At 64.0% G+C, this 12833-nt stretch carries 10 protein-coding genes and 1 pseudogene; 7 read left to right on the forward strand and 4 right to left on the reverse strand.

Annotated elements, in window-relative coordinates:
- Nucleotides 1–48 precede the first annotated feature (48 nt).
- The 3 genes from hcr (at nucleotide 49) to ltaE (ending at nucleotide 4063) form a co-directional block, all read left to right on the forward strand.
- Nucleotides 49–1050, forward strand: coding sequence for an NADH oxidoreductase (gene hcr, locus AC4PR2_RS11120; RefSeq protein WP_087762264.1), 1002 nt, complete (start codon nucleotides 49–51; stop codon nucleotides 1048–1050).
- 199 nt (nucleotides 1051–1249) lie between these two features.
- Nucleotides 1250–2971: a ubiquinone-dependent pyruvate dehydrogenase gene (poxB, locus tag AC4PR2_RS11125; RefSeq protein ID WP_087762263.1), complete on the forward strand. Its 1722-nt coding sequence runs from the start codon at nucleotides 1250–1252 to the stop codon at nucleotides 2969–2971.
- 75 nt (nucleotides 2972–3046) lie between these two features.
- Nucleotides 3047–4063 (forward strand): low-specificity L-threonine aldolase, encoded by a 1017-nt coding sequence (gene ltaE, locus AC4PR2_RS11130; RefSeq protein WP_087762262.1) that lies wholly within the window; start codon nucleotides 3047–3049, stop codon nucleotides 4061–4063.
- 30 nt (nucleotides 4064–4093) lie between these two features.
- Here the strand turns inward: ltaE and AC4PR2_RS11135 are convergent, their stop codons facing one another.
- Entirely contained in the window at nucleotides 4094–4789 is a 696-nt protein-coding gene (locus AC4PR2_RS11135; RefSeq protein WP_087762261.1) for an N-acetylmannosamine-6-phosphate 2-epimerase, read from the reverse strand.
- Nucleotides 4786–6342, reverse strand: coding sequence for a PTS transporter subunit EIIC (locus AC4PR2_RS11140; RefSeq protein ID WP_346420211.1), 1557 nt, complete (start codon nucleotides 6340–6342; stop codon nucleotides 4786–4788). Before AC4PR2_RS11140 ends, AC4PR2_RS11135 begins: the two co-directional genes overlap by 4 nt.
- 167 nt (nucleotides 6343–6509) lie before the next feature.
- Between AC4PR2_RS11140 and AC4PR2_RS11145 the strand changes: the two genes are divergently transcribed.
- Nucleotides 6510–7337 carry a MurR/RpiR family transcriptional regulator gene (locus AC4PR2_RS11145; protein WP_060421676.1) on the forward strand — a complete coding sequence of 276 codons (828 nt, stop codon included), beginning with the start codon at nucleotides 6510–6512 and terminating at the stop codon, nucleotides 7335–7337.
- Here the strand turns inward: AC4PR2_RS11145 and AC4PR2_RS11150 are convergent, their stop codons facing one another.
- Complete coding sequence (locus AC4PR2_RS11150) at nucleotides 7338–7685, reverse strand: DUF1294 domain-containing protein (RefSeq protein WP_033654657.1); 348 nt, start codon at nucleotides 7683–7685, stop codon at nucleotides 7338–7340. It abuts the gene before it with no gap.
- A 151-nt stretch (nucleotides 7686–7836) separates the two neighbouring features.
- Between AC4PR2_RS11150 and AC4PR2_RS11155 the strand changes: the two genes are divergently transcribed.
- Together AC4PR2_RS11155 and AC4PR2_RS11160 are read left to right on the forward strand one after the other, a co-directional pair.
- Entirely contained in the window at nucleotides 7837–9276 is a 1440-nt protein-coding gene (locus AC4PR2_RS11155; protein WP_147839502.1) for a DUF2867 domain-containing protein, read from the forward strand.
- Nucleotides 9277–9434: 158 nt separating this feature from the next.
- Nucleotides 9435–10445, forward strand: coding sequence for a 3-beta-hydroxysteroid dehydrogenase (locus AC4PR2_RS11160; protein ID WP_147839503.1), 1011 nt, complete (start codon nucleotides 9435–9437; stop codon nucleotides 10443–10445).
- On the opposite strand, the gene AC4PR2_RS11165 is transcribed toward AC4PR2_RS11160, so the two are convergent.
- The gene (locus tag AC4PR2_RS11165; protein ID WP_087762258.1) at nucleotides 10446–11282 is read right to left on the reverse strand and encodes an N-acetylmuramoyl-L-alanine amidase; all 837 of its coding nucleotides are present in this window, start codon (nucleotides 11280–11282) and stop codon (nucleotides 10446–10448) included. It abuts the gene before it with no gap.
- 274 nt (nucleotides 11283–11556) lie between these two features.
- Here AC4PR2_RS11165 and AC4PR2_RS11170 point away from each other — a divergent pair.
- Nucleotides 11557–12294, forward strand: a pseudogene (locus AC4PR2_RS11170) (DUF3300 domain-containing protein); the annotation flags it as partial.
- Between the last annotated feature and the right edge of the window lie 539 nt (nucleotides 12295–12833).

A 12833-nucleotide genomic window follows, 5' to 3' on the forward strand; every position in this document is an offset into this window, starting at 1 on the left:
CGTTATGGGGCCGCCTGCGCCGGCCCCTTTGCTTTTTGAGGTGCCCCGATGACTCAACCCACTCCGCTTTGCCCGAACCGCATGCAGGTGCATTCCATCCGACGTGAAACCGCCGACGTCTGGACGCTGAACCTGATCTGCGACGTTTTCTACCCTTATCAGGCGGGCCAGTTTGCGCTGGTCAGCATCCGCAACAGCGAGGAGACGCTGCGCGCCTATACGCTCTCCTCCTCGCCCGGCCAGAGCCGCTTTCTCAGCATCAGCGTGCGCTGCCTGCCGGACGGCGTCGGATCGCGCTGGCTGACGCAAGAGGTCAAGCCCGGCAACACGCTGTGGCTGTCCGATGCGCAGGGCGAGTTCAGCTGCGAGCGCCACCCGGCCGATCGTTATCTGATGCTGGCCGCCGGCTGCGGCGTGACGCCGATCGTCTCGATGTGCCGCTGGCTGACCGCCAACCGTCCGGCCTGCGATATCGCCGTGATCTTTAACGTACGCACCCCCGCCGACACGATTTTCGCCGATCAATGGCGCGCGCTGTGCGCCGCTCATCCTCAGCTGCGCCTGACGCTGATGGCAGAGCGGGATCTGCAACCCGGCTACCTCAGCGGCCGCATCGATGAACAGACGCTGCGGCAGGCGGCGCCGGATATCGTCGAACGCACGGTGATGACCTGCGGCCCTGCGCCCTACATGGAACAGGTGGAGCAGCTTTGCCGCCGGCTCGGCGTGCCGGCCGAGCGTTTCCATAAAGAGCAGTTCCACACGCCGACAACGCAGGCCGATGCCACCGAAGGACTGACGCTGCGCGCCGCCCGCCCGCTGCGCGAATTCCGCGTGCCGGTCGGCAGCACGCTGCTGGCGGCGATGGAGGCCAATGCCCTGCCGGTCAACGCCGCCTGCCGCGCCGGGGTGTGCGGCTCGTGCAAAACCCGCATCCTCGAGGGCGACTACACCACCACCAGCACCATGACGCTGAGCGCGGAAGAGGTAGCTCAGGGCTATGTGCTGGCCTGCAGTTGCCAGCTGCAGGGCGACGTCACGCTGGCGTGATCCCCTGGCCCCATCGCCGCGATGGGGCATTTATCGGCAAGCTCCCTCATCCCCGCCCGGTTACACTTTCCTCCGTCCTACGCTCTTTACCCTTCCTGACCGCATCTCGTCCACAGCCGGTAAGCTATGCTTGCAGTTGTTCTGCTGCCACTCACCGGATCGAGTACACATCGTTTTTCAAACCATGTTTGGGGGAACCATGAAGCAAACCGTAGCCACACTGATCGCCAAAACGCTGGATCAAGCCGGCGTAAAACGCATTTGGGGCGTGACCGGCGATTCGCTCAACGGCCTGAGCGACAGCCTGCACCGCATGGGCACCATCGAATGGCTGGGCACCCGCCATGAAGAGGTGGCCGCCTTCGCCGCCGGCGCCGAAGCCCAGCTCACCGGCCAGCTGGCGGTGTGCGCCGGTTCCTGCGGCCCCGGCAACCTGCACCTGATCAACGGGCTGTTCGACTGCCACCGCAACCATGTGCCGGTGCTGGCGATCGCCGCACACATTCCTTCCAGCGAAATCGGCAGCGGCTACTTCCAGGAAACGCATCCGCAGGAGCTGTTCCGCGAATGCAGCCACTATTGCGAGCTGGTTTCCAACCCGGAACAACTGCCGCGCGTGCTGGAGATCGCCATGCGCAAGGCGATCCTCAACCGCGGCGTCTCGGTGGTGGTCTTGCCGGGCGACGTGGCGCTGCGCATGGCGCCGGAAGACGCGACCCTGACCTGGCATACCCCGGCGCTGCCGCTGGTGCAGCCGCCGATGAGCGAGCTGAACAAGCTGGCGGAGACGCTGAATCAGGCGAAGAACATCACCCTGATGTGCGGCAGCGGCTGCGCAGGCGCGCACGATGAGGTGGTCAAGCTGGCCGAGCTGCTGCAGGCGCCGGTGGTACACGCGCTGCGCGGCAAGGAGCACATCGAGTGGGATAACCCGTACAGCGTCGGCATGACCGGGCTGATCGGCTTCTCCTCCGGCTATCACGCGATGATGAACGCCGACACGCTGGTGCTGCTCGGCACCCAGTTCCCCTACCGCGCGTTCTACCCCACCAACGCCAACATCATTCAAATCGACATCAACCCCGGCAGCATCGGCGCGCACTGCCCGGTCAACATGGCGCTGGTGGGCGATATCCACACCACCCTCACCGCCCTGCTACCGCAGCTGGAGCCCAAGCGCGACCGGACGTTCCTCGACAAGGCGCTGGAGCATTACCGCAACGCGCGTAAGGATCTCGACGGGCTGGCGACCGCCAACGACGACCAGCCGATCCACCCGCAGTATCTGGCGCAGCAGCTCAGCCAGTACGCCAGCGACGACGCCATCTTCACCTGCGACGTCGGCACGCCGACGGTGTGGGCCGCCCGCTACGTGAAAATGAACGGCAAGCGCCGCCTGCTCGGTTCGTTCAACCACGGTTCGATGGCCAACGCCATGCCGCAGGCGATCGGCGCCCAGGCCACCGCGCCGGATAAACAGGTGATCGCCATGTGCGGCGACGGCGGCTTCACCATGCTGATGGGGGATTTCCTGTCGCTGGCGCAGCTCAAACTGCCGGTGAAAATCGTAGTGTTCAACAACAGCGTGCTGGGGTTCGTGGCGATGGAGATGAAGGCCGGCGGCTATCTGACCGACGGCACCGACCTGCATAACCCGGACTTCGCGGCGATCGCCAACGCCGCCGGCATCAAGGGCATCCGCGTGGAAAAAGCGTCGGATCTGGACGGCGCGCTGCAGGAGATGTTGGCGCACCCCGGCCCGGCGCTGCTGGACGTGGTCACCGCCAAGCAAGAGCTGGCGATGCCGCCGCAGATCAAGTTCGAACAGGCGAAAGGCTTCAGCCTGTACATGCTGCGCGCCATCATCAACGGCCGCGGCGACGAAGTGGTCGAGCTGGCGAAGACCAACTGGCTGCGCTAAGCAAGCTGCCCCGGTGAAATAAAGGGTATATGATGCCATGTACCCTTTTCCTCTCCCTTACATTCCAGGAACCCTATGCTTATCGATCTACGCAGCGACACCGTCACCCGCCCCAGCGCCACCATGCGCCAGGCGATGGCTCAGGCAGAGGTCGGCGACGACGTCTACGGCGATGACCCGACGGTCAACGCGCTGGAGGCCGAGGCGGTACGCCTGTCGGGCAAAGAAGCGGCGCTGTTTTTGCCCAGCGGCACCCAGGCCAACCTGGTGGCGCTGCTGAGCCACTGCCAGCGCGGCGACGAGTATCTGGTCGGCCAACAGGCGCACAACTATAAATACGAGGCCGGCGGCGCGGCGGTGCTGGGCAGCATCCAGCCGCAGCCGATCGAGGCCGACGCGGACGGCACGCTGCCGCTGGACAAGCTCGCCGCCGCCATCAAACCCGACGATATCCACTTCGCCCGCACCCGGCTGCTGAGCCTGGAAAACACCATCAGCGGCCGAGTTCTGCCGCAGGCCTACCTGCAGCAGGCGTGGCAGTTTACCCGCGAGCGGCAGCTGGCGCTGCATATCGACGGCGCGCGCATCTTCAACGCCGCCGTGGCGCTGAACCTGCCGTTGAAAGAGATCGTGCAATACTGCGACACCTTCACCATTTGCCTGTCAAAAGGATTGGGCGCGCCGGTCGGATCGCTGCTGTGCGGCAGCGAGGCCTTCATTCAGCGCGCGCTGCGCTGGCGCAAGATGACCGGCGGCGGGCTGCGTCAGGCCGGCATCCTGGCGGCGGCCGGTCTTTACGCTTTGGAGCATAACGTCGCGCGGCTGCGCGAAGACCATGACAACGCGGTCTGGCTGGAGCAACAGCTGCGGCAGATCGGCGTAGAGATCGCCGAACCCGGCGCACAGACCAACGTGCTGTACCTGCGCCAATCGCCTGCGCTGGCGGCCAAATTCGGCCCGTGGATGCGCGAACGCGGCGTGCTGATCAGCAGCGGCCCGCTGACGCGCATTCTGACCCACCTCGACGTCAGCCGTCAGGATCTGCAGCGGGTGGTCGAGCTGTGGCGGGAGTTCCTCCAGCAGCACGCCTGATCCCTCCTCCCCGGCGCGCCGGGGAGCCCTTCACCGCCCGCCGATGGCCTCGACAAAACGGCGAGTGATCTGCTGCGGGCGCGTAATGGCGCCGCCCACCACGACCGCATGCGCCCCCAACGTCAGGCAGCGTGCGGCCATCGCCGGCGTTTCGACATTGCCCTCGGCGATGACCGGCACCGGCACCGCCGCCAACACCGCGCGCAGAAAACCGAAATCGTCCTCCGCCAGTCGGGCGCCCCGGCTTTCGGCGGTATAGCCGTGCAGCGTGGTGCCCACGCAGTCGAACCCCAACCTGGCAGCCTCTTGCGCCTCTTCCACGGTGGCGATGTCCGCCATCAGCAGCAGCCGGGGATACCTGGCGCGGATCGCGGCAACCAACGCCGCCAGCTGCAGCTCCCCTGGCCGAGGGTGGCCGGTCGCGTCCAGCGCAATCATCTGTGGCGCCGCAGCCATCAGCTCATCGATTTCACGCAGGGTCGGCGTGATATAGACATCGCTACCGGCATAATCGCGCTTGATAATGCCGATCACCGGCAGCGCCACCGTGCGCATGATGGCTTTAACGTCTTCGACGCCGTTGGCGCGAATCGCCGCCGCACCGCCTTGCTCGGCCGCCAGCGCCATGCGTGCCATGATAAAATCGCTGTGCAGCGGCTCGTCGGCCAGTGCCTGGCAAGACACCACCAGCCGGCCCTTAATCTGCTGCAAAATGGAAAGCGTCATAAATCCAACAACTCCTCGACTTCATTTTTAATAATGGTCACGTGCGGGCCATAGATCACCTGAACGCCGTTGCCGCGAACGATCACCGCCCGCGCACCGCTGGCCTTCAGCCCGCCCTCGTCCAGCAACCGGCCCTGTTTTACCGTCACGCGCAGCCGCGTGGCGCAACAATCCAGTTCGACGATATTCTCTTTGCCACCCAGCGCCGCCAGCACCTGCTGCGAGCGTTCGGTGCCGCTCATCACCGCTTCCGGCACGGTTTCCACCTCGCGCCCCGGCGTTTTGAAATTGAAGCGCAGGATCAGGAAACGGAACGTGAAGTAGTACAGGAAGAACCAGGGCACCCCGACCAGCGGCACATACATCCAGTGGGTTTTCGCTTCGCCCTGCAGCACGCCGAACAGCATGAAATCGATAAAACCGCCGGAGAACGTCTGGCCGATGGTGATATGCAGAATGTGCGCGATCGCAAACGCCAGGCCGTCGAACAGCGCGTGCACCACGTACAGCGCTGGCGCGATGAACAGGAACGAGAATTCGATAGGCTCGGTGATGCCGGTCAGGAAAGAGGTCAGCGCCGCCGACAGCAGCAGCCCGCCGACGCGCTTGCGGTTCTCCGGGCGCGCGCTTTGGTACATCGCCAGGCAGGCGCCGACCAGGCCAAACATCATGGTGATAAAGCGGCCGGACATGAAACGCGCCGTGCCGATGTAGAACTGCTGCGTATTCGGGTCGGCCAACTGGGCGAAGAAAATGCGCTGTGTGCCTTCCACCAGCTGTCCGTTGATCACTTCGCTGCCGCCGAGCGCGGTGGTCCAGAACGGCAGGTAGAAGATGTGATGCAGGCCGAACGGCCCAAGCATGCGCAGCACGAAGCCGTAGATAAAGGTGCCGAGATAACCGCTGGCGTCCACCAGGCCGCCCATGCCGAAGATCAGCCGTTGGAAAGGCGGCCACACCACGGTCATCAGGGCGCCGACCGCCATCGCCGCCAGCGAACTGACGATCGGCACAAAGCGCGAGCCGCCGAAAAAGCCCAGGAACGGCGGCAGCGCTATTTTGTTGTAGCGGCCGTGCAGATACCAGGTCACCAGACCGATGACCACCCCGCCGAACACCCCGGTCTCCAGCGTCTGGATCCCGAGAATCGTTCCCTGCCCCACCGCGCCGGCGTTCTGCGTGGCCAGCGTGCCGTTGATTTTCAACAGCGCATTGATGGTGGCGTTCATCACCAGATAGGCGATCAGCGAGGCCAGCCCCGCCGTGCCCTTGTCGCTTTTGGCCAACCCCACCGCCACGCCGACCGCGAACAGGACCGCCAGGTTGGCGAACACGATGGCGCCGGCGCTGGCCATCACCGTAAATACGCTTTGCAGCCAGCCGACGTCGAGCCAGGGATACGCCTCGACGGTATGGGGGTTGGACAGCGCACCGCCGATCCCCAGCAGCAGGCCGGCCGCCGGCAGCACGGCGATCGGCAGCATGAACGATTTGCCGAACAGCTGGGCTTTTTCGAACCAGCCGCCGGAGCGCGACAATTCTGGTGTTGACATAAATTTTTCCCCGCTATCATTTTTATTATGAAAATTTTTACCACATTAAAATTAATTTAATGAAAATTTTATTCATAACGATGATCGGCTTCACAATCCGTCGATTTTGCTGGCGAGCGGCGGCGTCTTTCCGCCACAATAGAAACGGGCATACTCAGAAAGGTAACGTGATGAATACAGGCAACTTGTTATTGCGGCTGCGGCAGGATTTGGCGGGGTACAGCCCCACGCTGCAAAAGCTCGGCAACTATCTTCTTGCGGAGCCCTCCCGCGCCGTTTACCTGACCATCACCGAACTGGCGCGTGAAAGCGCCACCAGCGAAGCCAGCGTCACGCGGCTGTGCCGCCATCTGGGCTGTAAAGGCTATACCGAATTTAAAATGGCGCTGGCCCTCAGCCTGCAACAAAACCAGCCGGAGGCGACGACGCGGCAAAGCGCAACGGAAAATTTGGTGGAAGAGAGCGTGCAGGCGCTGCGGGATACCGGCGCGCTGTTGGATCCTCAGGCGCTGCAACAGGCGGCGGACAGCCTGCAGCGTTGCGCTTCAGTACAGATTTACGGCGTCGCCGCCAGCGCCATCATCGGCGATTTTCTGCACTACAAACTGTTGCGCCTCGGCAAACCGGCGCAGCTGTTCAGCGACATGCACCGGGCGGCGATGAACGCCGCCTCGCTGAGTGAGCGGGATCTGCTGATCGTCATCTCCAGCTCCGGCTCCACCAAGGACGTGCTGCATGCGGTGGCGTTGGCCAAAGGGCGCGGCGCACGCGTGATCGCAATCAGCAACACCCAACGCAGCCCGCTGGCTAAAATGGCGGATACGCTGCTGGTGGCAGCCAAACCGGAAGGGCCGCTGACCGCCGGTGCCCTGCCGGCCAAGGTCGGCGCCATGCTGCTGGTGGAGTTGATGATCGCCGAACTGGCTCAGCGCGATCCCGCCTACGCTCAGGCGATGCAGGCTACCGCGAGCGCTACCCTACCGCTGCTGTTGTAATCAGAAGATCCAGCGGCCATAAACCCAGTACCACAGCCCCAGCACCGCCACCAGGTTGAGCGCCACGCTGAGGATGAACCAGGTTTTAAACGGCTGCTTCTGGGTTTTGTGGCGAAACAGCTGCTGTGCCGCCAGTGCGCCCAACCATCCGCCCAGCGCGCCGAACAACAACAGCGTCGCCTCCGGTACCCGCCGCCACCCTTTGCGCGCCGCCAGCTTATCGCCGCCGTAGATCAGAAACGTCAGCAGGTTGGCCAACAGCAACCACATCCACACCGGATGCAGCGAGAACAGGCTGGCGACCAGCGCCAGGCCCAGCAGGGCGTAACAAATCACATTGAGCTTCATGACATCCGGTTTTTCGTTCGGTAAGGGGGCGCGTAGTGTGAACCTGCGCCAGGATGGATGCAACCGGCTTATACCCATACAAAAAGTGCATTTAAACCCTGAATTTGGCATCCTGTCGTTCTGCCAATCCTCTACCGCACAAGGCGGCCCGATGACACCCCAACGCGTACTGGTTCTTGGAGCCAGCGGCTATATAGGCCAGAACCTGATCCCGCACCTGATCGAACAGGGGCACCAGATTACCGCCGCCGCGCGGCGCATCGAGTGGCTGCAGGAGCGGAACTGGCCGCAGGTCAACTGCCTGTATGCCGATCTGTATCGCCCGGATACCCTGAGCGCGGCGCTGTGGGAGATCGATACGCTTTACTATCTGGTACACGCGATGGGCGACGGCGACGATTTTATCGAGAAGGAGCGCCAGGCGGCGGAAAACCTACGCGACGCGCTGCGCAATGCCGGCGTCAAACAGGTGATCTTTCTCGGCGCGCTGCAGCCGAACGACGACAGCTCACCGCACCTGGCGGCCCGCCGCCTGACCGGCGAGATCTTGCGCCAGAGCGGCGTGCCGGTGACCGAGCTGCGCGCCGGCATCATCGTCGGCCCCGGCTCGGCGGCGTTCGAAGTGATGCGCGACATGGTCTATAACCTGCCGGTGCTGACGCCGCCGCGCTGGGTGCGTTCGAAGTCGTCGCCGGTGGCGCTGGAGAACCTGCTGGTTTATCTGGCCGATCTGCTGGCGCACCCGGCGCAGGAGCACCGCATCTTCGACGTTGCCGGGCCGGAATACCTCAGCTATCAGGATATGTTCAAACGCTTTATCGCCCTCAGCGGCAAGCGGCGCTGGCTGATCCCGATCCCTTTGCCGACGCGGCTGATTTCGGTGTGGTTCATCAGCCTGATCACCTCGGTGCCGCCGCCGATCGCCCGCGCGCTGATCCAGGGGCTGAAGCACGATCTGCCCGCCGACGGCCGGCCGCTGCAGGCCCTGATCCCGCAGCGGCTGCACACCTTTGATCAGGCGGTCGCCACCACGCTGCAGCGCGAACAGGAGGTGGTCGATTCCGCCGACTGGGGCTACGATCCGGCGGCGCGGGCCCGCTGGCGCCCCGGCTACGGTTACTATCCAAAACAGGCCGGTTGTTCGCTTGACACCGCCGCCACCCGCGAGGCCCTGTGGCAAACGGTGCAGCAGCTGGGGGGCGAAGAAGGCTATTTCTACGCCAATATTCTGTGGCGGATCCGCGCTCGCATGGACGACATGATCGGCAACGGGGTGGTCTACGGCCGCCCGGCGCGCGCGACCCTGGCGCTGGGCGACGAGATCGACGGCTGGAAAGTCATCACGCTGAAGCCGCTGCGGCAACTGGCGCTGCTGTTCGGCATGAAGGCTCCGGGGCTGGGGCGGCTGAGCTTCAGCATCACCGATCACGGCGATCGCCGCACGCTGGACGTGCGCGCCTGGTGGCATCCGGCCGGCTTCAGCGGGCTGCTGTATTGGTTCGCCATGATGCCCGCACACCTGTTCATTTTTCGCGGCATGGCGAAGCGCATCGCCGAGCTTGCTGAGAGCCGGGATCGCCAACAGCGCTGAACGCCGTTCATTTGTCGATCAACCGCACAGTTTGCCGCTGTGCTTCGGGGCTTTCCGATTGCATAGCGCACGAAATCACGGAAGAATGGCATCTTATTTGCTGGGAGCGCCGCAAGCGCCCGCCGGTATTCCGATTTTGGGTGAGAATAGAGTCCGTTATGAAGGTATTGGTCACCGGTGCCACCAGTGGGTTAGGCCGTAACGCCGTTGAATATCTGCGCCGCCAGGGCATCAAAGTGCGCGCCACCGGCCGCAACCAGGCGATGGGCGGCCTGCTGGAAAAAATGGGCGCGGAGTTTATTCATGCCGATCTCACCAATCTGATCTCTTCGCAAGCCAAGGCGATGCTGGCGGACGTCGACGTGCTGTGGCACTGCTCCAGCTTTACCTCGCCCTGGGGTACCGAAGAGGCCTTCGAACTGGCCAACGTCCGCGCCACCCGCCGCCTCGGCGAATGGGCGGCGGCCTACGGCGTAGCGCAGTTCATTCACATCTCCTCCCCGGCGATCTATTTCGATTACCACCATCACCGCAACGTGACCGAAGACTTCCGCCCGCAGCGCTACGCCAACGAATTCGCGCGCAGCAAGGCCGCCGGCGAGCAGGTGATCCAGCAGTTGGCGCTGTCCAATCCGCAGACCCATTTCACCATTCTGCGCCCGCAGGGATTGTTCGGACCGCACGACAAGGTGATGCTGCCGCGGCTGCTACAGATGATCAAACGCTACGGCAACCTGCTGCTGCCGCGCGGCGGCGCGGCGATGGTGGACATGACCTATCTGGAGAATGCGGTGCACGCCATGTGGCTGGCGACGCTAAAAGAAGATACCCCGTCCGGCCGCGCCTACAACATCACCAACCAGCAGCCGCGCCCGCTACGCACCGTGGTGCAGCAGCTGATCGACGATCTGGGCATGAAGTGCCATATCCGCTCCGTCCCCTATCCGATGCTCGATATGATGGCGCGCGGCATGGAACGCCTCGTCAGCAAAAGCGAGAAGGAGCCGGTGCTGACCCACTACGGCGTCGCCAAACTCAACTTCGACCTCACGCTCGATACCACCCGCGCGCAGCAAGAGCTGGGCTATCAGCCGATCGTCTCGCTGGAAGAAGGCATCGCGCGCACCGCCCGCTGGCTGAAAGATCACGGCAAGCTGCACGGCCTGTAATCAACGCGCCGCGCCGTACTTCACCAGCAGCGCATCGACAATCGCTTCACTCTCTGCATCCGGCTCGCCGCGCACATCGTCGGGCCGGAAGTGCATCTGAAACGCCGCTACCACGTTGCGCTGCTGCCGCGCATCCCATGACGGGTCGATCGCATAGCCGTAACGCGCCAGCTTTTCGAGCAGCGGCGCCATCGGTACCGGCGCATGACGATCGCGCCCCGCCAGCAAACGCTGCACGTCTCGTTCGTCCGGCCAGGCGCCGATGCCGGCCTGGGCCAGCTGCCGCCAGGGGAACAGTGGGCCGGGATCCTGTTTGCGCTGCGGCGCGATATCGCTGTGCCCCACCACGTCCTGCGGCTGGATGCCATAGCGTTGGATAATGTCGCGGCTCAGCGGGATCAGCACGGCGATCTGCTCCGCCGTATAGGGTTGCCAGTGGGTGAACAGCATGCTGCGGGTGAAGCCCTTGTTGACGATTTCGATGCCGATCGAGGTGTCGTTGAGGTTGCTGCGACCGCGCCAGGCGCTGGTGCCGGCATGCCAGGCGCGCATCGCCTCCGGCACCAGCCGGTACACCGTCGGTTTGCCGTGCTCGCGCTGCGGGTGTGCCGGCAGCAGATAATGGGCGCTGACGTGCTCGTCGGTCAGCGTTTTCAGCGATGAATGGAAGTCTTCCGCCGTGTAGTGCATCACCAAAAACCGGATGCGCTGATCGGCACCCTGCGCCTGATGCAGGGTTTCGAGCTGGTAAGCGCCGCGATCGACGAGCGTGTCCTGCTGTGGATTTTGGCACCCCGCCAACAGCGCGGCGGCGATAATCCCTGGCCAAATTTTCACTTATCCTCCTGATTGTCGTCCGTGAAAATGGTAAGGCGACGCGATTAGCCTGTATCCAATCATCACGCTCATCGAGAAATGATGACAGATAGCGCCGATGTGCAAGCGAGTGTTTCTCTCGGCTGGCGCCCTGCGCCCCCCATGATAGTCTCAAAGTATCATCTGCGCTGAAAGAGCGGAGTCGAACATGTTCACACCACGCTATCTGTCCTGGTTGCTCTGTGCCGCCATGCTGCCGCTCAGCGGCTGCGATCAGCAAAAAGTCGCCGGTGCGATGGGCGGGAGCACGCCGCCCCCGGCCGCTCCCGCCGCCACTGCAAGTGCGCCGGCCTATACGCCGCTGACTGCCGATCAGCTGTACCAGTTGGTCAGCCCGGTGGCGCTGTTCCCCGATAAGTTGCTGGCGCAAGTGTTGGCCGGCGCGGGTTACCCTGACCAAATCAGCGCCGCGGATGCCTGGCTGGCGCAAAACCGCGGCCTGCAGCCGGCGGCGCTCAGCTCGGCGGCCGACGCTCAGCCCTGGGATCCCAGCGTGCGCGGCCTGGTGCAATTCCCCGACGTGCTCGATCAGATGGCGAAGAACATCCCCTGGACCACCGCCCTGGGCAGCGCCTACCTCAACGATCCCACCGACGTGATGAACGCCATTCAGGTAATGCGCCAGCGGGCGGCCAGCCAGGGTACGCTGAAAAACACCCCACAGCAGCGCATCGTCGTGGCTCCCACCACCCGTTACGTTGAGCAACAGTCTTATCGCCAGAGCGTGGTCGCAGCGCCGGGCGAAACCATCGTCATCGAGCCCAGCCAGCCGGATACGGTTTACGTCCCGCATTACGATCCCTGGGTGGCCTACGGCACGCCGATCCCCGCCTACCCCAGCTATCAGTATCAGCCTTCGGGCTATAGCGGCGGCGACATGTTGGCGGCCGGCGTGATCAGCTTCGGCGTCGGCATCGCGGTCGCCTCATTGTTCAATCAGCACAACAGCGGTTGGCACAACTGGGATATGCGCTGGGACGATCGGCGCCAGCCGGTGGTCTACCGCAATGCGCCCTACGTGTCGCATTCCACCACCGTGGTGAATCGCGTCACCAACATCAACCAATATAACAACGTCAACAATGTGAATCGCAGCAGCACCAGCACGGTGAACAACTACAATACGCCCCCCGCCGCGCCGACGCCGCGCTTCAACGCATCGACGCCGAACGCGGCGCCGCAACAGCCGCGCGTCGCGCCTGCGGCCCATGCGCCGATGACCATGCCGAACTTTGCGCATACCCAGCCGGTAGCGGCCGCGCCGCACGTGCAACAATCGGTCAACGCGCCCCATGTACAGCAGCCGATGAGCATGCCGACGTTCACGCATACCGCGCCTGCGGCGCCCCACGCGCAGCAGCCGATGGCCGTGCATTCAGCGCCGGTACAGACGCATCCAATGCCGGCCATCGCGCCGGTGCATCAATCCGCCATGCGGCCACCGGTTCAGGTCGCGCCGCACGTCGCTCAGCCGGCGGTGCGCGAACCGGCCGTAGCGCCGCACCCGGCGGT

The organism is Serratia sp. A07, assembly GCF_058725505.1.

Coding starts and splice junctions, on each gene's coding strand:
- poxB (WP_087762263.1), top strand. CDS start 1,250: ATGAAGCAAACCGTAGCCACACTGATCGCCAAAACGCTGGATCAAGCC.
- AC4PR2_RS11135 (WP_087762261.1), bottom strand. CDS start 4,789: ATGACGCTTTCCATTTTGCAGCAGATTAAGGGCCGGCTGGTGGTGTCT.
- AC4PR2_RS11155 (WP_147839502.1), top strand. CDS start 7,837: ATGACACCCCAACGCGTACTGGTTCTTGGAGCCAGCGGCTATATAGGC.
- ltaE (WP_087762262.1), top strand. CDS start 3,047: ATGCTTATCGATCTACGCAGCGACACCGTCACCCGCCCCAGCGCCACC.
- AC4PR2_RS11150 (WP_033654657.1), bottom strand. CDS start 7,685: ATGAAGCTCAATGTGATTTGTTACGCCCTGCTGGGCCTGGCGCTGGTC.
- AC4PR2_RS11140 (WP_346420211.1), bottom strand. CDS start 6,342: ATGTCAACACCAGAATTGTCGCGCTCCGGCGGCTGGTTCGAAAAAGCC.
- hcr (WP_087762264.1), top strand. CDS start 49: ATGACTCAACCCACTCCGCTTTGCCCGAACCGCATGCAGGTGCATTCC.
- AC4PR2_RS11160 (WP_147839503.1), top strand. CDS start 9,435: ATGAAGGTATTGGTCACCGGTGCCACCAGTGGGTTAGGCCGTAACGCC.